This window comes from Neisseria sp. P0007.S010 (genome assembly GCF_051962875.1).
Classification (GTDB): Bacteria; Pseudomonadota; Gammaproteobacteria; order Burkholderiales; family Neisseriaceae; genus Neisseria; species Neisseria subflava_A.
In genome coordinates this window covers 122,356-142,003 of the sequence record NZ_JBQCUX010000002.1, presented here as the reverse complement: position 1 = coordinate 142,003, position 19,648 = coordinate 122,356, and the positions used below count along the sequence as shown (strand labels likewise).

The 19,648-nt window shown below is 51.5% G+C and carries 24 protein-coding genes; 19 read left to right on the top strand and 5 right to left on the bottom strand.

All coding sequences use genetic code 11. The annotated features are described in order from the left end of the window. The first annotated feature begins 110 nt into the window (after positions 1-110). From ACTHR7_RS02135 to ACTHR7_RS02120, 4 genes are all read left to right on the top strand, one after another. Positions 111-590 carry an LPS-assembly lipoprotein LptE gene (locus tag ACTHR7_RS02135; RefSeq protein ID WP_440370246.1) on the top strand — a complete coding sequence of 160 codons (480 nt, stop codon included), beginning with the start codon at positions 111-113 and terminating at the stop codon, positions 588-590. After that, positions 590-1,591: a DNA polymerase III subunit delta gene (gene holA / locus ACTHR7_RS02130; protein ID WP_107867271.1), complete on the top strand. Its 1,002-nt coding sequence runs from the start codon at positions 590-592 to the stop codon at positions 1,589-1,591. Before ACTHR7_RS02135 ends, holA begins: the two co-directional genes overlap by 1 nt. A 146-nt stretch (positions 1,592-1,737) precedes the next feature. Continuing rightward, complete coding sequence (locus ACTHR7_RS02125) at positions 1,738-2,157, top strand: hypothetical protein (protein ID WP_003746427.1); 420 nt, start codon at positions 1,738-1,740, stop codon at positions 2,155-2,157. Between the two features lie 91 nt (positions 2,158-2,248). Then, on the top strand, positions 2,249-2,773 hold the full coding sequence (locus ACTHR7_RS02120; protein ID WP_107867270.1) for an RDD family protein: 525 nt from the start codon (positions 2,249-2,251) through the stop codon (positions 2,771-2,773). A 94-nt stretch (positions 2,774-2,867) separates the two neighbouring features. Here the strand turns inward: ACTHR7_RS02120 and ACTHR7_RS02115 are convergent, their stop codons facing one another. The 3 genes from ACTHR7_RS02115 to ACTHR7_RS02105 all read right to left on the bottom strand — a co-directional run bounded on the left by ACTHR7_RS02115 (position 2,868) and on the right by ACTHR7_RS02105 (position 5,379). Further along, positions 2,868-4,103: a beta-ketoacyl-ACP synthase gene (locus ACTHR7_RS02115; protein WP_107867269.1), complete on the bottom strand. Its 1,236-nt coding sequence runs from the start codon at positions 4,101-4,103 to the stop codon at positions 2,868-2,870. Then, entirely contained in the window at positions 4,097-4,825 is a 729-nt protein-coding gene (gene fabG, locus ACTHR7_RS02110) for a 3-oxoacyl-ACP reductase FabG (RefSeq protein WP_107867268.1), read from the bottom strand. The genes ACTHR7_RS02115 and fabG overlap by 7 nt, the downstream gene beginning before the upstream one ends. 65 nt (positions 4,826-4,890) lie before the next feature. Further along, positions 4,891-5,379, bottom strand: coding sequence for an ApeP family dehydratase (locus tag ACTHR7_RS02105; RefSeq protein ID WP_049348188.1), 489 nt, complete (start codon positions 5,377-5,379; stop codon positions 4,891-4,893). A 110-nt stretch (positions 5,380-5,489) separates the two neighbouring features. Between ACTHR7_RS02105 and ACTHR7_RS02100 the strand changes: the two genes are divergently transcribed. The 8 genes from ACTHR7_RS02100 to ACTHR7_RS02065 all read left to right on the top strand — a co-directional run bounded on the left by ACTHR7_RS02100 (position 5,490) and on the right by ACTHR7_RS02065 (position 11,775). Beyond that, positions 5,490-6,251 (top strand): beta-ketoacyl synthase chain length factor, encoded by a 762-nt coding sequence (locus ACTHR7_RS02100; RefSeq protein ID WP_107867267.1) that lies wholly within the window; start codon positions 5,490-5,492, stop codon positions 6,249-6,251. Further along, positions 6,248-7,006: a lysophospholipid acyltransferase family protein gene (locus tag ACTHR7_RS02095; protein ID WP_107867266.1), complete on the top strand. Its 759-nt coding sequence runs from the start codon at positions 6,248-6,250 to the stop codon at positions 7,004-7,006. Before ACTHR7_RS02100 ends, ACTHR7_RS02095 begins: the two co-directional genes overlap by 4 nt. Then, a complete protein-coding gene (locus ACTHR7_RS02090; protein WP_003680822.1) occupies positions 7,003-7,263 on the top strand; it encodes a phosphopantetheine-binding protein in 261 nt (86 codons plus the stop codon). Before ACTHR7_RS02095 ends, ACTHR7_RS02090 begins: the two co-directional genes overlap by 4 nt. A gap of 12 nt (positions 7,264-7,275) precedes the next feature. Next, positions 7,276-7,524 carry an acyl carrier protein gene (locus tag ACTHR7_RS02085; protein ID WP_003680823.1) on the top strand — a complete coding sequence of 83 codons (249 nt, stop codon included), beginning with the start codon at positions 7,276-7,278 and terminating at the stop codon, positions 7,522-7,524. A 72-nt stretch (positions 7,525-7,596) separates the two neighbouring features. Next, entirely contained in the window at positions 7,597-8,136 is a 540-nt protein-coding gene (locus tag ACTHR7_RS02080) for a hypothetical protein (RefSeq protein ID WP_107867265.1), read from the top strand. Positions 8,137-8,175: 39 nt separating this feature from the next. Continuing rightward, the gene (locus ACTHR7_RS02075; protein WP_107867264.1) at positions 8,176-8,931 is read left to right on the top strand and encodes a hypothetical protein; all 756 of its coding nucleotides are present in this window, start codon (positions 8,176-8,178) and stop codon (positions 8,929-8,931) included. Positions 8,932-8,946: 15 nt separating this feature from the next. Further along, entirely contained in the window at positions 8,947-10,650 is a 1,704-nt protein-coding gene (locus ACTHR7_RS02070; RefSeq protein ID WP_440370245.1) for an AMP-binding protein, read from the top strand. A 36-nt stretch (positions 10,651-10,686) separates the two neighbouring features. After that, entirely contained in the window at positions 10,687-11,775 is a 1,089-nt protein-coding gene (locus ACTHR7_RS02065) for a methyltransferase (protein WP_070843207.1), read from the top strand. A gap of 90 nt (positions 11,776-11,865) precedes the next feature. Here ACTHR7_RS02065 and ACTHR7_RS02060 read toward each other — a convergent pair whose 3' ends face one another. Next, positions 11,866-12,522, bottom strand: a complete 657-nt coding sequence (locus ACTHR7_RS02060) for a cytochrome b/b6 domain-containing protein (protein ID WP_440370244.1) — start codon at positions 12,520-12,522, stop codon at positions 11,866-11,868. A gap of 53 nt (positions 12,523-12,575) precedes the next feature. Here ACTHR7_RS02060 and ACTHR7_RS02055 point away from each other — a divergent pair, with 53 nt between their 5' ends. Continuing rightward, entirely contained in the window at positions 12,576-13,457 is an 882-nt protein-coding gene (locus ACTHR7_RS02055) for an NAD(P)H-hydrate dehydratase (RefSeq protein ID WP_440370243.1), read from the top strand. Between the two features lie 150 nt (positions 13,458-13,607). After that, the gene (locus tag ACTHR7_RS02050; protein WP_440370242.1) at positions 13,608-14,555 is read left to right on the top strand and encodes a bile acid:sodium symporter family protein; all 948 of its coding nucleotides are present in this window, start codon (positions 13,608-13,610) and stop codon (positions 14,553-14,555) included. Positions 14,556-14,624: 69 nt separating this feature from the next. Here the strand turns inward: ACTHR7_RS02050 and ACTHR7_RS02045 are convergent, their stop codons facing one another. Beyond that, on the bottom strand, positions 14,625-15,188 hold the full coding sequence (locus ACTHR7_RS02045) for a YceI family protein (protein ID WP_219088471.1): 564 nt from the start codon (positions 15,186-15,188) through the stop codon (positions 14,625-14,627). 284 nt (positions 15,189-15,472) lie between these two features. Between ACTHR7_RS02045 and ilvD the strand changes: the two genes are divergently transcribed. The 5 genes from ilvD to ACTHR7_RS02020 all read left to right on the top strand — a co-directional run bounded on the left by ilvD (position 15,473) and on the right by ACTHR7_RS02020 (position 19,634). Continuing rightward, a complete protein-coding gene (gene ilvD / locus ACTHR7_RS02040; protein WP_440370241.1) occupies positions 15,473-17,332 on the top strand; it encodes a dihydroxy-acid dehydratase in 1,860 nt (619 codons plus the stop codon). Between the two features lie 69 nt (positions 17,333-17,401). Beyond that, positions 17,402-17,533 carry a hypothetical protein gene (locus ACTHR7_RS02035; RefSeq protein ID WP_440370240.1) on the top strand — a complete coding sequence of 44 codons (132 nt, stop codon included), beginning with the start codon at positions 17,402-17,404 and terminating at the stop codon, positions 17,531-17,533. A 68-nt stretch (positions 17,534-17,601) separates the two neighbouring features. Then, complete coding sequence (locus ACTHR7_RS02030; RefSeq protein WP_440370239.1) at positions 17,602-18,891, top strand: CAP domain-containing protein; 1,290 nt, start codon at positions 17,602-17,604, stop codon at positions 18,889-18,891. A gap of 76 nt (positions 18,892-18,967) precedes the next feature. After that, positions 18,968-19,201: a hypothetical protein gene (locus ACTHR7_RS02025; protein WP_003746394.1), complete on the top strand. Its 234-nt coding sequence runs from the start codon at positions 18,968-18,970 to the stop codon at positions 19,199-19,201. 1 nt (position 19,202) lies between these two features. After that, entirely contained in the window at positions 19,203-19,634 is a 432-nt protein-coding gene (locus ACTHR7_RS02020) for a gamma-butyrobetaine hydroxylase-like domain-containing protein (protein WP_003746392.1), read from the top strand. Positions 19,635-19,648: the final 14 nt, after the last annotated feature.

Sequence of the window (19,648 nt, the reverse complement as noted above, 5' to 3'; positions counted from 1 at the left end):
ATCAAAAACAAGGCCGTCTGAAATACTTTCCGTTTACGGTTTCAGACGGCCTAAACATTATTCGTTATAATCCGACGATACCGTAACCGGTTTCAACGAAGGAATATCCAATGAAAAAAATCCTATTGCCTGCACTCGCCCTATTACTTGCCTCTTGCGGTTTCCACCTGAAGGGTACAGGCGTGACTTCTCAGCCGCTGCCTTATCAAAACTGGCATGTAGAAGGCGGAGCCGTCATGCAAAAAGCGCTGGAAAATGCCTTACGCCGTGCCGACGGGCATCCGGTTAGCGAAGCCGAATCACAAATCACCCTGCGCGTTGTCGACTTTCAAAAACGCCGCGATATCTACACCATCACCCGCGCCGCCGCAATCAACGAATACCTGCTGGCCATGACCGTCAAAGCCCAAGCCTTCCGCAACGGCGAGCCGGTTGGCGAACCGATGGAAGTCAAGGTTCACCGCACCATGGACTACGCCGACAGCGAAGTTTTGGGTAAACAGGAAGAGGAAGAAACCATTTGGTCTGAAATGCGCATCGACGCTGCAGATCAAATCGTCCGCCGCCTGACTTTCCTGAAGGCGCGATAATGGCTGCCGCGCCCATTGAGAGCCTGCGCCCCGATACGCCGCTCAAACCGTTGTACATTATTCACGGCGAAGAGGATTTGTTGCGCATCGAGGCTTTGGATACGCTGCGCGCAGCTGCAAAAAAACAAGGTTATCTCAACCGCGAAGTCTATACTGCCGAAAACAATTTTGACTGGAACGAGCTGTTGCAAAGTGCCGGCAGCGCAGGTTTGTTTGCCGATTTGAAACTGCTGGAAATCCACATTCCCAACGGCAAACCCGGCAAAAACGGAGGTGATGCCCTGCAAACCTTCGCCGAACGCCTGCCCGAAGATACGGTTACGCTCATCCTCCTGCCCAAGCTTGAAAAAGCGCAAATCCAGTCCAAATGGTTTTCCGCATTGGCAGGCAAAGGCATCGTCTTAGAAGCCAAAGCCGTTGCGCCACATGCTTTGCCGCAATGGATACAAGGCCGTCTGAAACAGCAGGGTTTGGACATCGAACCCGAAGCACTCGCCCTTTTTGCCGAGCGCGTCGAAGGCAATCTTTTGGCCGCCCGTCAGGAAATCGAAAAACTCGCTCTGCTCCATCCTCAAGGCCATTTAATCAATATTGCCGACGCAGAAGCCGCAGTTGCCACCGTCGCCCGCTTCGACGTATTCCAACTGGCAGGCGCGTGGATGAAAGGCGACGCCCTGCGCGTTTCCCGTTTGCTGGACGGTTTGGAAGAAGAAGGCGAAGAGCCGGTTTTGCTGTTGTGGGCGGTTGCCGAAGACATCTGCACCCTAATCCGCCTGACTGCCGCACTCAAGCAGGGACAAAACATCCAAAGCCTGCGCAACAGCCTGCGTTTATGGGGCGACAAGCAGACCCTTGCACCGATGGCGGTCAAACGCATTTCCATCAACCGCCTGCTCGACGCGCTCAAAACCTGCGCCAAAATCGACCGCATCATCAAAGGCGCGGAAGAAGGCGATGCATGGACCGAGTTCAAACAGCTCGTTACCTCGCTGGCCGCTTGAAACCGTTGCCACGCGTCAAGAAACTTGCACGCAATACGCCCCAAAAACAGAAAATACTGTAAAATAGCGTAAACTCAAATTCAGGCCGTCTGAACCTCGCATTTCAGACGGCCTCTTCCAGCAAAAAACAAGGAAACACCAACCATATGGATAATAAAACCAAACTTCGCATCGGCGGTCTGGCCCTGCTGACCACTGCCGTATTAAGCCTCATCATCGTTCTGATTGTCGATTCATGGCCGCTGGCCATTCTGTTGGCCGTCATCATCGTGGCCGCTGCCGCAGGCGGTTTCGTTTGGACTTCACGCCGTCAGCAACGCCAATTCCTCGAGCGCCTGAAAAAATTCGACATCGACCCGGAAAAAGGCCGTATCAACGAAGCCAACCTGCGCCGTATGTACCACAGCGGCGGCCAACATCAAAAAGACGCGATTACCCTGGTTTGCCTGTCACAAAAATGTTCTGTTGACGAAGCGCACGCCATCTTCAAAAAACGTCCGACCCGTCAGGAAATGAACCAAATGGCTGCCCAACAGGCACGCGGTCAAAAACGTCCACATCGCTAATCCCGACAGTAACAGGCCGTCTGAACATCCTATCCCGTTTCAGACGGCCTGTTTTTATTTCCATCAAACCCATTTCCGTTTCCATCGCATTATGACCCGTCTTCCTACCGTCCCACTCAAACGCCGCCTCGCCGCACTGGTTTACGAACTTCTGCTGACCGGCGCCGTTACCAGCATTGCCGCCCTTGCAGCCGGTATTGTCGCCATCTTTCTCAATCCCGTTTCCACGCGCCTGTCCATGCTGACAACCTGTCTGATTTTGTTCTACGCATGGTGGCTCTACTTTCGCGCCAACTGGCACAAAAAAGGCCAAACCCTCGCCATGCAGACATGGAAAATCGGCTTAGCCGATAAAAACGATACCCAGCCGCCCCTGCCGCAGCTGCGCCTACGCTTTATTTGGGCCAGCATTTTTATTGTCTTTATTCCCCTGTTTGCCTACGCCGGATTGCGCCATCTGCTCAATATACCACCCAAAGGCGCATTCGGCGCCGCGCTCATTTGGCTCATCCTGCCATGGGGCTTCGCCCTGTTCCATCCCGACCGCCAGTTCCTCTACGACTTCTTGGCCGGAACAAGGCTGGTGGATTTAAATCAGAAGAAAACAAACGAATAAAATTCGCAAGCATCTCAAGCTCTAAATAAAATAAAGGCCGTCTGAAACTCCAGATAAGTTTCAGACGGCCTTTAATCATAACATCAAGCAATGATTATTCTTGCCAACGTTTGAACACCAGCGAAGTATTGACGCCGCCAAAGGCAAAGTTATTGCTGACCACATAATCGGTTTGAATCTCACGTCCGCCCGTTTGAATATAATCCACCTTGCCGCAACGCGGATCGATGTTTTCCAAATTGACGGTCGGCGCAAACCAACCATTGTTCATCATTTCGATGGTAAACCAGGCTTCCAATGCGCCGCACGCGCCGAGTGTATGGCCGAGGTAGCTTTTTTGCGAACTCATCGGTATAAAACCAAACACCGCTTCAGTAGCCAATGTTTCGGCAATATCGCCTTTTTCGGTCGCCGTGCCGTGGCCGCTGACATAGCCGACTTTATCAGGCGTAATACCAGCGTCTTTCAGCGCAAGCTCCATACATTTTTGCATGGTTTCTTTTTGCGGCTGGGTAACGTGGCTGCCGTCGCTGTTGGCACCATAGCCGACAAGCTCGGCATAGATTTTCGCACCGCGCGCACGGGCGTGTTCCAATTCTTCCAATACGAAAATGCCTGCGCCTTCGCCGATGACCAAGCCGTCTCGAGCGTTGTCGTAAGGGCGCGGGGTCAGCTCAGGTTCGCCGTTGCGGCGGCTGGCGGCATAAAGTGAATCGAAAACATACACTTCAGACGGACAAAACTCTTCGCCTCCGCCAGCCAGCATCATATCAATCAGGCCGTACTTAATCGCTTCATAGGCATAACCAATGCCTTGGCTGCCGGAAGAGCACGCGCTCGAAGTCGGGATAATGCGGCCTTTCAAGCCGAAGAAAATGCCGATATTGGCGGCGGCCGTATGCGGCATCATGCGCACATAAGTATTGGCGTTGAAATTACGCGAAGTGCCGGTCAGCAAGAGCTCGCCCAAATCGCCGATGTCTTTGGTACTGCCGACAGACGAACCGCACGCTACGCCCATACGGCCGTCTGTAATGCTTTCATCACCCAGCAAGCCTGCATCCGTCAAAGCTTGTTCCGCCGCATCGACACACAAATGCGATACGCGCCCCATGCTTCTGAGCTGCTTGCGCGTCCAGTGCTCTGGAGGGGAATAGCCTTCAATCGGTGCACCCAGTTGCGCTTCCAATTCAGGAAAGCGTTCGCTCCAGTCCATGTGTTTGACTGCGTTTTTTTCGGCTTTAAAGGCCGTCTGAATACTTTGCCAATCACGGCCGAAGGCGGTAATACCGCCGATACCTGTTACTACGACTCTTCTGGTATTCAACACAAACCTCCGTTCACAGCAATCACTTGGCGCGTAATGTACGCCGCTTTTTCATCCATCAAAAAGCGCACCGCATGCGCCACTTCCTCGGGCAATCCCATGCGCGCGGCAGGGACGGCCTTTAAGATTTCTTCGACAGGCACGTTCTCATCGATAATATCGGTATCGATAAGGCCCGGCGCCACGCAGTTGACGGTAATTTTTCGTTTTGCCAACTCAACCGCCAAGGCTTTTGCCGCGCCGATCAAGCCCGCTTTGGACGCGCTGTAATTGACCTGACCGCGGTTGCCCGTCAAACCGGACACCGATGCCATGCACACAATCCGTCCGGCTTTTCGGCGGCGGATCATCGGCATGGTCAAAGGGTGCAACACATTATAAAAACCGTCCAAATTGGTACGCAGCACCAAGTCCCAATCATCATCTGTAAACGCAGGAAACGCATTGTCACGCGTCAGGCCAGCGTTCAACACCACGCCGTAATATGTGCCGTTTGCCTCAATGTCGGCAGTCAGAATTTCACGGCAGGTTTCGCGGTCGGACACATCAAACTGCAACACGCGCGCATTTCTACCCAATGCACGGATTTCTTCCGCGACAGCTTCCGCTTCATCGCGGCGGCTGCGGCAATGGACGACGATATCAAAGCCGTCCTGCGCCAAACCAAGCGCGACGGCTTTGCCGATACCGCGATTAGACCCTGTAATTAAAATAGTTTCACTCATACGTTTTCTCACTATATCGACAGGCCGTCTGAATCTTTGTCTTTTCAGACGGCCTTGTAAACGGTTTAAATGATTTGACCGTCTTTCGGACTGTACACATTTAAAGAAGCTTTTGCCAGCAAACCGTCCGGCGGCAACAGATGCTTCACATCTTCCGGCGCATCCGTCCAGCGCAACTCGCAATCAAATACGCCCATACCGCCCAAATCCTGAATGGACACATGCGCCCTGACTTCCAGCTCAGTACCGACCGGCACAGAATCAGCAAACAAATCCAGCTTGCGCGTTCCCAATAAAAAACCCAAACGGACAGGCTCTCCGGCCTTTAAAGCCTCAATGCCTGCAAACGCGCCTATGCCCTGCGCCATCAATTCCATATAAGCCATAGACGGCAACACGCCGTCCTGCAGCAAAATATGCTTGTCGCCAACCGGCGCACGGCAAACCGTGTAGTCATCGCCAAATTCTTTCACACAATCGATAAGCACCATATGTCCGCTGTGCGGAAGCAGCGAAGCGACATCATAAATCGGGGCACTCGGTATTGAAGGCATAAAATGTCATCCGGGAATAAATTACGTTACAATATGCATTATAACAGAGCCTAGCTTTTACTAACCTATTTCATTACAATGTATGAAAATGTAAAACATTGAAAGACATCATGCCTCAAAACGTTTGCCGTTTCAGCTTCAATATCGCCGCATGGCAGGCCTCCTCCAGCAAAATCAGTACGCCGGAGCAATGGCAGGACTGGGCGCAGGGAAAACTCGATACCACCTCACTGCCGGAGTGCAAACCCGCGCTCTCCTTTTTGCCGCCTATGCAACGCCGCCGCTTGGGAAAAGCGGCGCGCTTGGTTTGTGATGCTGCATGGAATCTGGCCGACCAATATCCTGAAAGTGTACCGGTGTACGTTTCGCACGATGGCGAAAGCAACCGCAGCTTTGAATTGTGGCAAGAGCTTTTGAACACGCATACCGTCTCGCCGACCTCATTCGGCCTGTCCGTTCACAACGCAACGATTGGGCAATGGTCGATGTTGCGCAAAGACATGAGCGAGCATACCGCGTTGGCCGTTGCCGCCGATTCCTTTGAAACCGCGCTGACCGAGGCATTCGCGCTTTTACAAGACGGCGCGCCATCCGTTTTAGTGATTGTCGCCGATGATCCATTGTCCGAAGACTATCCCGTCTTGGCTACACGTGCACCGTTTGCCTATGCATTGGCACTGGTAATCACAAAGGGCGAAGACTATACCTTAAGCTTGGAAACCACACCCGCAAGGCCGTCTGAAAACCCTAAAGATACAACAGTCGAGTCCTATTGGAGCAGCTTGGAGTGGGTACGCTTCCTGCTTTCAGACGGCCGACAACACACGCAACACTATGCCGGTAGAAACTGGCACTGGCAGAAAAACGCATGAAGACTTTAGACTATTTCCGTCGCTTTTTTGCCACACTCTTCGGCTTTATCCTTTTCGGCGTTGCAGGCGTATTGTTCAAAATCGCACTTTTGCCCTATACGTTCAAATCGACCAAAGGCGATATCAAACGCCAACTTGAAGCAAGACGCATGATAGGCAAAGTTTGGCGTTTCTTCGTCGGCTACCTGCAATGGTCGGGCGTATTGAGCGTCCGCTTCAACGGCTTGGAAAAACTCGGCAGACCCGGCCAGCTCATTCTTGCCAACCATCCCTCACTTTTGGATGTCGTCTTACTGATCAGCCACTATTCCGAGCCAAACGTACTGGTAAAAAAAGACCTGCTGCACAACCCCAGCATGAAAAGCCAGATTATCGCTTCCGGCTATATCCCCAACGATGAAAGCATGGAAATGCTGGAAGAAATTGACGCCGTGTTCAAAAGCGGGCAAAGTCTGCTGATTTTCCCCGAGGGCACGCGCACAGGTTGGGACGGACAGGTTAAAATGCACCGAGGCGCCGTATCGCTCGGTTTGCGCAGCGCATCAGTCATCACGCCCGTGTGCATCAAGATGACGCCGCCCAATTTTAAAAAGGGGCAACCGTGGTACAAAATCCCGCCACAAAAAATTCATTATGAAATTACCGTCGGCGACGACATCCTGCCGGAAGAATGGCTGGCAGAAAAACCCCTGCCCATCGCCGCCCGCCGTTTAAACGAATACCTGCAAGACTATTTCACAAGGAAAACCACATGAGCAATTTAGAAAACCAAATCAAACAATTAATCATCGACAGCTTGGGCTTGGAAGACATTACCGTTGCCGACATCGGCAGCGAAGATCCGCTTTTCGGCGACGACGGTCTGGGTCTGGATTCGGTTGATGCATTGGAACTTGGTTTGGCCGTACAAAAAACCTTCGGCTTCCAGCTCGACGGTGAAAACGACAACCTGCGCGAAAACTTCGCCAACGTCAAAACACTGGCCGAGTTCGTCAAGAGCCGCCAAGCATAAGGGAGAGACAAGATGACCGAACAAGAAGTACGCACCCTGCTGACCGATGCACTGGTTAACCTGTTTGAAATCGAACCGGAACGTATCAAACCCGAAACCAACCTCTACGAAGATTTGGAAATCGACAGCATCGACGCCATCGACCTTATCGACCACATTAAACGCGAAACCGGCCGCAAACTGCAAGCCGAAGACTTCCGCAATGTGCGTACCGTAGAAGACGTGGTTCAAGCGGTTTTGAAAGTACAACAAGATTCCTGATTCCGCTTTGAATCAGCATATTTTCAGACGGCCTTGTCAATCCGCAAGGCCGTCTGAAAATCAATCGCAACCATGAAAATACTAGGAAAACTCCTACTGACCCTTGCCAGCCTCGCCTATCCGCTCCTATGGTATTACGGCAGAGAAAACGGCGCATTTTTCTGGCTTGCCGCGGCCATGTGTGTGTTATGGCTGATACGCGCCGCCATGCCGCAAACCACAGCCCAACGCATTACGGCAATTATCCTTGCCGCCTTTTTTGCGGCGGTACTGGTTTTCAGACGGCCTGACTCGATGTATTGGTATCCCGTCGCCGTCAACGCGCTGATGCTTGCCGTTTTCGGTGGCAGCCTATTTGCCAAACAAACCGTCATCGAACGCCTCGCCCGACTGCAACACCCTGACCTGCCACCCGAAGGTGTGCTGCATACCCGTCGTGTTACGCAAATCTGGTGCGCGTTCTTTATCTTCAACGGCGCAACCGCCGCCATTTTGGCAGGCTTGCAATATTACGATTGGTGGGCGGCTTATACAGGCATCGTGTCGTATGTGTTAATGGGAATCTTATTTGCCGGAGAGTGGATTTATCGGAAATTGGTTTTGAAGGTTTAAACCATTAAAAATATTTCATCAATTAGACGAATAACCATAATGAAAAAAATCATCCTACTCACCCTGATTTCCTTCACATTTACCGCATGTTCTTCGACGTCTAAAACGCCTTTATCCCCTGAAGAAAAGGCAGAAGCCGAATACAAGAAAAATTATACGGAAGTTGCCAGCCACACCATCAAAACGCGCTCGGGAAACCTGACCGTCATTGACCGAATACACAATAGGTATTCTGACGATACTACAACCAGCAGCATGAATTTGATGATTATTCGGAAATCCAATACGGTAAAAGCAAGGGCTGCACAAACAGCCGTATTTACAGCAACTTTTGCATTACTGATTCTTGCCCGCAACAGCAATCATATTGGATATGAAGGCCCCGACCTGCTGGGCAAACACAGTTTAAGCGGGAAGCCCATCAAACCGAATTTTGCGAATCCTGTTTTTGAACAATTCTCCCCAAAAGTTCGCGATTGGGCGGCAAAACGGTCATTTAAAGGCAATAGCGCCAATAAAAAACTATTTGTCCAACCGGGCCGTTTCTATTTGGTTTATGAAAAATTCAATAAAAGAGACCGATTCTTTCTGAACAATGAAGTCAGCCTTTTTGTAGACGGACAAAACGGCAAAACCGATCGCTTACTCCATTGCTTCAAAAGAAGTGAAAGCCATTCATTGGAAGAGTGGCAGGCAAATAATTACGAATTGGTACGCCAAACAACAAACAAACAATACGATGAATGCTTGGCCCAATTCAAAGAAGATACCAAGGCAAATACATCAAAATTATAAAACCTTTGAACCATCATGCACCTAACCCAAATCCTATCCCCCGACCTACCCCAACACGACCTTATCGCCACGCATCCGAATTGGACGCGTGCTGATTTCAACCGTGCGGTTTTCCATCTGTCAGGCCGTCTGAAACAAGCAGGCGTGCAAACTGCCGCGTTGTGGTTTGACGATGCCGCGCTGTTTGCCTGTGCCGTGTTGGCAGTGTGGCATTCTGGCGGAAAGGTTTTATTATTGCCCAATTTGGCGCAAGACAATTTGGAGTGGGGAAAAACGGCAGAAACGTTTTTAACGGATTCAACAGATAAAAAGCTGTCTTCAGACGGCCTGAACATTTGGCACTTGCCTGATGTATTGACTCAAACAGAATCGGAAGGACTGAGCACCTATCCTGAAAACCATCTGATTCCCGACCATGCCGAAGCATGGCTGAAAACATCAGGATCCAGCGGCGAAGCGCAGATTATTGTGAAAACCGCCGCTCAAATGCAGGCAGAAGCCCTGACTTTGGCAAATACGCTGCCATTTGGACAGCACGGTGAAACCGTGATCGGCAGCGTGATTCCGCAACACCTTTACGGCTTCACGTTCCGCTTCGCACTCGCGCTGACAATGGGTTGGACTATGGAGCGACAGCAGGCGGTTTATCCGGAAAACCTGCTTTCCAGCACGGCCGCACACGATAAAGTGGTTTGGATTGCCAGTCCGGCCGTACTCAACCGCTTGGGTGAAAACCGCAACTGGCAAAGTATCGGCCATAAAATTGCGGGCATTGTCTCGGCCGGCGGCGCGCTTCCTTCTGCCACGGCGGATTTGCTGCAACAGGCTGCCGTCCGCCCGTTTGAAGTTTATGGCAGTACCGAAACCGGCGTGATTGCCTCACGTTGCGAACGCCAAGAATGGCAGCCTTTCGAAGGCGTGGAAATCGGGCAAAACGAAGAAGGCGCACTTTGGGCTTCTTCGCCTTGGTCGCCCGAACGCCGCCAAACCGCCGATTTGATCGAGCCGCAAGATGACGGTTTTCTGTTACTCGGTCGCCAAGACCGCATTATTAAATTTGAGGACAAACGCGTGTCGCTGACCCAAATCGAACACGAACTTTTACAACACCCTTGGATTGCCGACGCCCACTGCGGCCGTCATCCGCAACACCAACGCATTGCCATATGGGCGGCATTGAACGCAGACGGTATCGCCGCCTTGCGTGAGAAAGGCCGCGCTGCGGTTGCCGATACGCTCAAACGCCATCTGGCCGCCACGCAGGACACCATCGCCCTGCCGCGTTACTGGCGTTTTACCGACAGCCTGCCACGCAACGCCCAAGCCAAAATCGCTGCGGCGGATTTTCAGACGGCCTTTACCGTCGCCCAGACATCGCCCGTTTGGTCAAAAACATCATCTGACGATGAAACCAATACCGAAACCTTTATCGGGCGCGTGCCTTTGGATTTGGTTTATTTCGGCGGCCATTTTGCCACCTTCCCGCTGGTTCCCGGCGTGGTCGAGCTGCAGTGGGTGCGCAACCTGATCGCGCCCAAGCCATGGAGTAAACAGCGCGTTATCCGCATCGAAAATCTAAAATATCAGCAGTTTATCCGTCCTCACGATGAAGTGTCGGTGGAGCTGAAATACGATGAAGGTAAAAATAAACTGAGTTTTAAAATCAACAACGGAGAGCATCCGTGTGCATCAGGACGGATTGTGTTTGAGGCCGTCTGAATATACTTATTAACTTTTTAGTGGAAAACCAACAATATGCAACTCTTCCCTGCCCTAGAACAACGCTATTCTTACGAACACCAGTCCGCAGGCGAGGCTCAACGTCTGGCTCAAGAAATCGCTTTTGCACCGATTGTGTTCCAAGTTTCCCGCCTGATGGTGAAATTTGGCATTCTGGACTTGCTGAACGACCATCCAGACGGCCTCACTCAAGCCGAAATTGCTGAAAAAGCGAAAATCAGCAACTACGCGGCACAAGTCCTGCTGGAAGCTTCACTGTCTATCGGCACTGTCTTGACTCGCGACAACCGCTATTTCATCAGCAAGGCCGGTTGGTTTGTCCTCAAAGACAAAATGGCCCGCGTCAATATGGATTTCACGCAAGAAATCTGCTACCAAGGCATGTTTGACTTGGAAAAAACCCTGCAAACGGGCAAACCCGAAGGCCTGAAAGTATTCGGCGACTGGCCGACCATTTACGAAGGCCTGTCTTCATTGCCAAGCATCGCGCAGGAAAAATGGTTTGCATTCGACCATTATTATTCCGACAACTCCTTCGCCGAAGCACTGAACACCGTGTTCGCCAAGCCGGTTAAAAAACTGCTTGATGTCGGCGGCAATACCGGCCGCTGGGCGGAGCAATGTGTCAACCACAATGCCGAAGTCGAAGTAACCATCATGGATCTGCCGCAACAAATCGGCTTGATGCGCGAAGCGACTAAAGGCAAAAACGGCGCGGACCGTATCCACGCCCATCCGGCCAACCTGCTTGATCCTGAGATTCCGTTCCCAACCGGTTTTGACGCGATTTGGATGAGCCAATTCCTAGACTGTTTCACCGAGGAACAAGCCACCAGCATTCTTCAACGCGCCGCTGCATCCATGAGCGAAAACACCAGCCTCTACATCATGGAGCCTTTCTGGGACAGACAACGCTACGAAACCGCCGCCTACTGCCTGACCATGACCAGCCTGTATTTCACTGCCATGGCCAACGGCAACAGCAAAATCTTCCACTCCGAAGACCTAATCCGTTGCGTCGAAAAAGCCGGATTGAAAGTAGCGGAAGTTTCAGACGGCATCGGCCGCGGCCACAGCATCTTGCGCTGCGTTAAGGCCGTCTGAACATCATCTTTTAAACCCTAAAAATAAACCGACCCCGACAGCCATTTCAGCTATCGGGGTCGGTTTGTTTTAGGTATCAGCCTTAAAACATCAACCGCGCAACATCCATACTGCGCACACTAAAACAATCGCCACCGACAAAGCGGCAAACAGTTGTCCCATTCCGGCCAATTTAGGCTGCTTGGCATCGATGGTTTTAAAGCCGTTAATCATCGGCGTAATCAAATCCTGTTTTTTCACAAAGCGATACAGCAAAACAGCCGCAATATGTACGCCCGCCAAAACAGCTAAGACATTAAAGAAATTGACATGGATTTTTCGCGCCAGCGTACCGGCGTGTTCGCTGACCAAATGATTAAAAAAGCCGGAATTGGTAAATGTATTTTCATCGGCGGCAAATAAGCCTGTGGCCGTCTGAAAAACCAAGGCGGCCAATAAAGCGATGACCATCAGCGCGCCCAAAGGATTGTGACCGACCAATTCGTGTTCAGACATCTGACCTTGCGTATAGCGGCGGATTTCGGAAAACGGGCGCACAAATCGGCTGAATTTTGCCGTATCACTACCCCAAATTCCCCAGCACAAGCGGAAAACCACCAACGCCAGCATTAACAAGCCGCCACGCAAGTGCCATACCAGCATATCGCCGCCTTGGGTTGCGCTGTACCACATAAAACCCATCAATAACACCAAGAGCCAATGGAACAGGCGCGTAGGTGCGTCCCAAACTTTTATTTTTTGCTTCATTACCTTTTACTTTCTGATTTAAAATTAAATTTCTTATCTTGGAAGATTACGCCATGCAGCCCATCTACACGCTTCCCGAATCGTTTCAAGCTTTTCAGACGGCCTTAGCATTTCCCGACGTATTCCGCCCCCGCGCCCAAGAATCGCACAAAGGCACATACGGCACGCTTGCCATTATCGGCGGCGCAACGGGAATGAGCGGCGCGGTGGTTTTGGCAGCCACAGCCGCCATGTATCAAGGGTGCGGCAAGGTTTGGGCGGGCTTCAACCAAGCCACGCTGCCTTTTGCCATCATTCCCGAACGCCCTGAAATCATGCTCGCCACTGCGACCCAACTAATGGAGCGCAACGATGTCAGCGCACGCGTAATCGGTTGTGGCTTTGGCTTGGACGGATTATCAGAGCAGCTGCTGCCCCAAATCCTGTCTACACACCACGACCAGCCTTTATTGCTCGATGCCGATGCTTTGACACTGCTTGCCCACTCTTCCGAATTGGCCGAACGCCTCAAATCGTACAAACATATCGTCCTGACACCCCATCCGGCCGAAGCCGCCCGCCTACTCGGTACCAATACCCAATCAGTTCAAGCCGACAGACCCAAAGCCGTAACCGAAATCAGCCAAAAATATGGCGCGACTGTCGTATTGAAAGGCCATCATACATTAGTTGCCGCAACTGACGGCATGACCTATACCAACACCAGCGGCAATGCCGGTTTGGCCACCGCCGGCAGCGGCGATGTCTTGAGCGGCATTATCGGCAGCCTACTGGCACAAGGCATTCCGGTATTCCAAGCCGCCTGCGCAGGCGTATGGCTGCACGGAGCGGCAGCCGATGTCATCAAACACAGCAGCCAAATCGAAACCGGTATGCTTGCCGGAGAAATCGCACCTGCCGCCCGATGGCTGCGCAATATTTTATCAAAAGAATAATGCCGTCTATATCATAAATACAAATTGCAGGCCGTCTGAAAATCAATCTCTATTTTCAGACGGCCTGGTTTATTTTTAAGTCATTTTGCAAATTAAGGTTAAGACGTGTATCCTTGACTTCCCTTAAAAACAACTTCACAACATATTATCATGAGTATCCTCAATAAAATCAGCAACTTTATTGGAAAAACATTTTCCCTTTGGGCTGCGCTCTTTGCCGGTATCGCTTTTTTCGCACCCGATACCTTCAAATGGGTCGGCCCTTACATTCCTTGGCTTCTGGGCATCATCATGTTCGGTATGGGCTTGACCCTTAAACCCTCCGACTTTGACATTTTGTTCAAACATCCCAAAGCCGTCATTATCGGCGTGATTGCCCAATTCGCCATCATGCCTGCAACCGCCTATCTGCTGGCCAAGCTGTTGAACCTGCCTGCCGAAATCGCGGTCGGTGTGATTTTGGTCGGCTGCTGCCCGGGCGGTACGGCTTCCAATGTAATGACTTATCTGGCGCGCGGCAATGTGGCTTTGTCGGTTGCCGTTACATCGGTTTCCACCCTGATTTCCCCATTGCTGACCCCCGCTATCTTCCTGATGCTTGCCGGTGAAATGCTGGAAATACAAGCGGGCAGTATGTTGATGTCCATCGTCAAAATGGTTTTGTTCCCCATCGTTTTGGGCTTGATTGTCCATAAAGTCTTGGGCAACAAAACTGAAAAACTGACCGACGCGCTGCCACTGGTTTCCGTTGCCGCCATTGTACTGATTATCGGCGCGGTTGTCGGTGCCAGCAAAGGCAAGATTATTGAAAGCGGCCTGTTAATTTTTGCCGTTGTCGTACTTCACAACGGTATCGGCTATCTGCTCGGCTTCTTTGCCGCCAAATGGACCGGCCTGCCTTATGATGCACAAAAAACGCTGGCCATCGAAGTCGGTATGCAAAACTCAGGCTTAGGCGCAGCCCTTGCCGCCGCACACTTTGCCGCCGCGCCGGTTGTCGCCGTTCCCAGCGCATTGTTCAGCGTGTGGCACAATATCTCCGGCTCGCTTTTGGCAACTTATTGGGCAGCCAAAGCCGATAAAATTAAAGAATCCTAAACGTCTTTAATCATAAGGCCGTCTGAACAGATTCCGTTCAGACGGCCTTTATTTTGAAATCAAGCAGGATTATTGTTTCACTGCTTCGATTTGGATATTGATGTTAACTTTTTTGCTCATACCGGCACTAACCAAATAATCCAAGCCCCATTTGGTACGGTCGATGGTGGTGCTGAAGTCGCCGCCGCACGCTTCTGCTTTTAACATCGGGCTTTGGTAGCAGTTGAATTTGTCGGCTTTGAGTTTCACCGGCGCAGTTTTGCCGCTCATGGTCAGATTGCCGTCAACGGAAAGCAGTTTTTTGCCGTTGAAATTGAATTTGGTGGATACAAAACGGATTTCAGGGTATTTGTCTGCATTGAAAATATCGGCAGATTTCAAATGTTGAGTAAAGCGATCTGAACCGGTTTGCAGTTTGGACAAAGGCAATACGATATCGATTGAGCCTTGGCGTTTGGCACGGTCAAATTCCAAATTGCCGGTCAAACCATAAATACCGCCGACGTTGGTGCTGGTGTTGAAATGGTCGATGGCAAAACGGGCATTGGCATGAAATTCGTCCACTTTATAAACAGCGGCAGACGCAGCAGAAGCCAACATGGCCGAACACAATGCAAACATGATTTTTTTCATCGTCTTATCCTTAGAAATGTGAGAAGTTCCCTATCATATCACTTTTTGATGCCAACATCTTTTGCAACTGAGAAAGATAACGTTTCATCCTAAGAAAACTTCAGGCCGTCTGAAAGTGAAAGAATGAGCAGCAAATTCAGGTGAAGCAAATACAGTTTAGTTTTATTACAAAATAGCGTGCTTCATCGCTCGTAATTGGTATAAAATACCGGGTTATTTCTACAACAGGCCGCCAACCAACCAGCCTATTTCAGACGGCCTCAGCATAAAACAAAGGAACAAAAATGCCTGAATACCGCTCCAAAACCTCTACCCACGGCCGCAATATGGCAGGCGCGCGCGCATTGTGGCGTGCGACCGGCGTCATGGAAACCGACTTCGGCAAACCGATTATCGCCATTGCCAACTCCTTCACACAATTCGTCCCGGGCCATGTACACCTGCACAATATGGGTCAACTGGTTGCCCGCGAAATTGAAAAAGCGGGCGCAATCGCCAAAGAATTCAACACCATCGCCATCGACGACGGCATCGCCATGGGACACAGCGGCATGCTGTACTCCCTGCCCAGCCGCGATTTGATTGCCGACTCCATCGAATACATGGTCAACGCCCACTGCGCCGACGCGCTGGTGTGCATTTCCAACTGCGACAAAATCACCCCGGGCATGCTGATTGCCGCCATGCGCCTGAATATTCCGACCATCTTCGTTTCCGGCGGCCCGATGGAAGCCGGTAAAGTTATCGGCGTGGCCAATATTCAGCCCGAACGCCGTTTGGATTTAATTGACGCTATGATCGAATCGGCTGACGACAACATCAGCGACAAACAAGTCGAAGAAGTCGAACAAAACGCCTGCCCGACCTGCGGCTCCTGCTCCGGTATGTTTACCGCCAACTCCATGAACTGTCTGACCGAAGCACTCGGCCTTTCCCTGCCGGGCAACGGTTCATACTTGGCAACTCACGCAGGCCGCAAAGAATTGTTCCTCGAAGCCGGCCGCATGATTGTCGAAATCACCAAACGCTACTACGAGCAAGACGACGAAACCGTGTTGCCACGCAGCATTGCCACTAAAAAAGCGTTTGAAAACGCCATGACCATGGATATTGCCATGGGCGGCTCTACCAATACCATTTTGCACCTGTTGGCCGTTGCCAACGAAGCCGGTGTCGATTTCAAAATGGCCGACATCGACCGCCTGAGCCGCATTGTGCCTTGCATCTGCAAAACCGCGCCAAACAACCACGACTACTACATGGAAGACGTGCACCGCGCCGGTGGCATTTTCGCCATCCTGAAAGAATTGGACAAAGCAGGCAAACTGCACACCGACGTGTACACCATCCACGCACCGACGTTGAAAGACGCGATTGAAAAATGGGACGTGACCAACCCTGAAAACACCCACGCCATCGAGCGTTTTAAAGCCGCTCCCGGCGGCGTGCGCACCACTCAGGCGTTCTCACAAAACCGTATGTGGAAAACCCTCGACCTCGACCGCGAAAAAGGCTGTATCCGCGATGTCGAACATGCCTACTCGCAAGACGGCGGCTTGGCAGTATTGTTCGGCAACATCGCCGAACGCGGTTGCGTGGTGAAAACCGCAGGCGTGGATGAGAGCATCTTCAAATTTACCGGCCGCGCCCGCGTGTTTGAAAGCCAAGAAGACGCAGTCGAAGGTATTTTGGGCAACCAAATCGTCGCCGGCGACATCGTCATCATCCGCTACGAAGGCCCTAAAGGCGGCCCGGGCATGCAAGAAATGCTGTACCCGACTTCTTACCTGAAATCCAAAGGTTTGGGCAAAGAATGCGCCCTTCTGACCGACGGCCGCTTCTCCGGCGGCACTTCCGGCCTGTCCATCGGCCACGCTTCGCCTGAAGCGGCAGAAGGCGGCGCCATCGGTTTGGTACACGAAGGCGACACCATCGAAATCGATATTCCAAACCGCAGCATCCACCTTGTCATTTCCGATGAAGAGCTTGCCGCACGCCGTGCCGAAATAGAAGCACGCGGCAGCAAAGCGTGGAAACCGGAAAACCGCGACCGCTACGTCTCCGCAGCCCTGCGTGCTTACGGCGCGATGGCGACTTCCGCCGACAAAGGCGCAGTACGCGACGTATCGCAAATCGAACGTTAATTAACCTGACTTTAAGGCCGTCTGAACGCTTTCAAGTGTTTCAGACGGCCTTCATTCAAACGGACCAATATGGACAAATTCATTTTAGCAATGATCGGCATGGCCATTGCCCTGTTGATTATTATTGGCAGCGGGTTTGTCGCTGTCGAATATTTCAAATCCCATCCTGAAGCTTTCCAAGTCAAGCCGCTATCAAAATAATCATTCAGCGGCATGAGTCTCAAGGGGAAAAAGCCGTAGCTCAAGGCCGTCTGAACGCAGCATATATAATGAAACACATTCTTTACTGGCTGGGCGGTTTTGCCGTCGCCCTCGGCATATTCCAATACTACGAAACCCACCGCTATTCCGAAGACCAGCTCATCTACGCCCAAGCGCCGCAAAATCGTACTGCCGTTGCCGATTTTGACGCCTTGGCGTATTTAAACTTCCTCCGCGCCTCAGCCAATCTGCCCGCACTGGCGCACTCGGCCACGCTCGAACGCGCCGCGCGCAATCATGCCCGCTATCTGCTGCAAAACCCTGACGACGGACATGACGAACACAATACACGCAATCCCTTTTACACAGGTCCACGCCCATCAGACCGCACGCGCAAAGCCGGTTATGCCTATAAAGGCGTGCATGAAAACGTCAGTACCGGCCAACATCCGCCAAACGAAAAAATCAACGACCACCTACCTGCCCAACATCAGCTGGACAACCTGATGACGGCAATTTACCACCGTTTCTCCTTGCTCGATCAAAATATCGACGAGGCCGGTGCGGCGTTTGAATCTCAAGGCAAACAAATCGCGTTGAGCATCAATCAGGGCGACAGCAGATTCAACAGCCTCTGCCAAAAAAACCGCCCTTTATCCGACCTCAGCCGCTCGTTTTATCAAGATGCCTGTCATGGTCATGCCATTGTTTATGCAGATGAAATCTCCAACCGCAAAACCCGGCCTTACATCACCTATCCGCAAGGCAATTTCGCTTCGCCGGTTTTCCATGGTGAGCGTCCCGACCCTATGCCGCATTATGAAATGACCGGCAATCCAGTCAGCATCGCCTTCTCCGAACAATCACCCCCGGTCAGAATGCGTTCGTTCAAACTGTATCAGGACACAAAAGAAATCAAAGACGTCAAAATCTTAGATAAAGATAATGACCCAAACCGCCTCCTGACCGAACGCCAATTCGCGCTGTTTCCTTTACAGCCATTGGAATACGATACCGACTACCGTGCCGTGTTCCAATACCGTCAAAACGGAAAAAACAGAACGGCCGAATGGACATTCAGCACGCAAAAACCCGATTACCCTTACTTCATCGTCAAAGGCGGCGAAACGCTGGCCATCGAATCCGGACAAAAATATTTTATCCATTGGCAGGATTTTTGGTGCTTGAAACAATGTGAACGCTACAACTACCGCATGAACCGCGACACCCAACTCGACATTATCGAGCGGCAGGCCGGCGGTATCATTATCCGTGTCAACGGAAGCAAAGGCAGCAGCATCCGCTTAATGCCCGAAGGCGAAGACAGGCGCGCCATTACACTTTATTTATGGAAATAAAGCCGTTTTCAGACGGCATGAAGCACCAAAAAACTGATAAAATACCGCCTCATTACCCTACGGCAAGCTATCCAATATGACCAAACATCCGCAAACAGCAGCCAATACCCGCTATGCCTTTGCCAGCATTGCCGCCATGTTGGCCGCATTTTTACTGTTCGTTGCCGTGATGTTGCTGCCCTTGGGGCTGACGGCGGACACACAAGTGGGCCTGATACGGTTTTCACTCTACGCAATCGTGCTGTTTGCCGTACTTGGCGGTATTTTTTCTGTACGCGTTGCCTATTTGCGTAAAAAGAACGGAGCATGACATGACCCAAGCCGATAAAATCCCACAAGAAATCCGCCTCCAAAAAGAGCGGCGCGTACTGACTTTGGTCTATGTTGACGGTGCCAAGAGCCTTCCTGCCGAATACCTGCGCGTGTACTCGCCCAGCGCGGAAGTGCGCGGACACGGTGCCGGTCAAGATGTTTTGCAAACAGGCAAAGCCGAAGTCAGCATTACCGATTTAGACCCCGTCGGTCAATACGCCTTGAAAATTACTTTTTCAGACGGCCACGACAGCGGCCTTTACGATTGGGACTATCTCTACCGACTGGCGCACAATCAAGACGCGCTTTGGCAAGACTATCTCGACCGCCTCGAAAAAGCCGGTGCGTCCAGAACGCCAAGTGCCGAAGATTTAAAACCCAAACATACACATTCCTGCGGTAGCGGCGGCTGTGGCGGAAAGGCCGTCTGAAAAAAAAAGCGAGA

Bases quoted from the DNA above. Each gene is read 5' to 3' on its own strand.
- ACTHR7_RS02135 (WP_440370246.1), top strand. From the start codon at position 111: ATGAAAAAAATCCTATTGCCTGCACTCGCCCTATTACTTGCCTCTTGC.
- holA (WP_107867271.1), top strand. From the start codon at position 590: ATGGCTGCCGCGCCCATTGAGAGCCTGCGCCCCGATACGCCGCTCAAA.
- ACTHR7_RS02125 (WP_003746427.1), top strand. From the start codon at position 1,738: ATGGATAATAAAACCAAACTTCGCATCGGCGGTCTGGCCCTGCTGACC.
- ACTHR7_RS02120 (WP_107867270.1), top strand. From the start codon at position 2,249: ATGACCCGTCTTCCTACCGTCCCACTCAAACGCCGCCTCGCCGCACTG.
- fabG (WP_107867268.1), bottom strand. From the start codon at position 4,825: ATGAGTGAAACTATTTTAATTACAGGGTCTAATCGCGGTATCGGCAAA.
- ACTHR7_RS02105 (WP_049348188.1), bottom strand. From the start codon at position 5,379: ATGCCTTCAATACCGAGTGCCCCGATTTATGATGTCGCTTCGCTGCTT.
- ACTHR7_RS02100 (WP_107867267.1), top strand. From the start codon at position 5,490: ATGCCTCAAAACGTTTGCCGTTTCAGCTTCAATATCGCCGCATGGCAG.
- ACTHR7_RS02095 (WP_107867266.1), top strand. From the start codon at position 6,248: ATGAAGACTTTAGACTATTTCCGTCGCTTTTTTGCCACACTCTTCGGC.
- ACTHR7_RS02090 (WP_003680822.1), top strand. From the start codon at position 7,003: ATGAGCAATTTAGAAAACCAAATCAAACAATTAATCATCGACAGCTTG.
- ACTHR7_RS02085 (WP_003680823.1), top strand. From the start codon at position 7,276: ATGACCGAACAAGAAGTACGCACCCTGCTGACCGATGCACTGGTTAAC.
- ACTHR7_RS02080 (WP_107867265.1), top strand. From the start codon at position 7,597: ATGAAAATACTAGGAAAACTCCTACTGACCCTTGCCAGCCTCGCCTAT.
- ACTHR7_RS02075 (WP_107867264.1), top strand. From the start codon at position 8,176: ATGAAAAAAATCATCCTACTCACCCTGATTTCCTTCACATTTACCGCA.
- ACTHR7_RS02070 (WP_440370245.1), top strand. From the start codon at position 8,947: ATGCACCTAACCCAAATCCTATCCCCCGACCTACCCCAACACGACCTT.
- ACTHR7_RS02065 (WP_070843207.1), top strand. From the start codon at position 10,687: ATGCAACTCTTCCCTGCCCTAGAACAACGCTATTCTTACGAACACCAG.
- ACTHR7_RS02060 (WP_440370244.1), bottom strand. From the start codon at position 12,522: ATGAAGCAAAAAATAAAAGTTTGGGACGCACCTACGCGCCTGTTCCAT.
- ACTHR7_RS02055 (WP_440370243.1), top strand. From the start codon at position 12,576: ATGCAGCCCATCTACACGCTTCCCGAATCGTTTCAAGCTTTTCAGACG.
- ACTHR7_RS02050 (WP_440370242.1), top strand. From the start codon at position 13,608: ATGAGTATCCTCAATAAAATCAGCAACTTTATTGGAAAAACATTTTCC.
- ACTHR7_RS02045 (WP_219088471.1), bottom strand. From the start codon at position 15,188: ATGAAAAAAATCATGTTTGCATTGTGTTCGGCCATGTTGGCTTCTGCT.
- ilvD (WP_440370241.1), top strand. From the start codon at position 15,473: ATGCCTGAATACCGCTCCAAAACCTCTACCCACGGCCGCAATATGGCA.
- ACTHR7_RS02035 (WP_440370240.1), top strand. From the start codon at position 17,402: ATGGACAAATTCATTTTAGCAATGATCGGCATGGCCATTGCCCTGTTG.
- ACTHR7_RS02030 (WP_440370239.1), top strand. From the start codon at position 17,602: ATGAAACACATTCTTTACTGGCTGGGCGGTTTTGCCGTCGCCCTCGGC.
- ACTHR7_RS02025 (WP_003746394.1), top strand. From the start codon at position 18,968: ATGACCAAACATCCGCAAACAGCAGCCAATACCCGCTATGCCTTTGCC.
- ACTHR7_RS02020 (WP_003746392.1), top strand. From the start codon at position 19,203: ATGACCCAAGCCGATAAAATCCCACAAGAAATCCGCCTCCAAAAAGAG.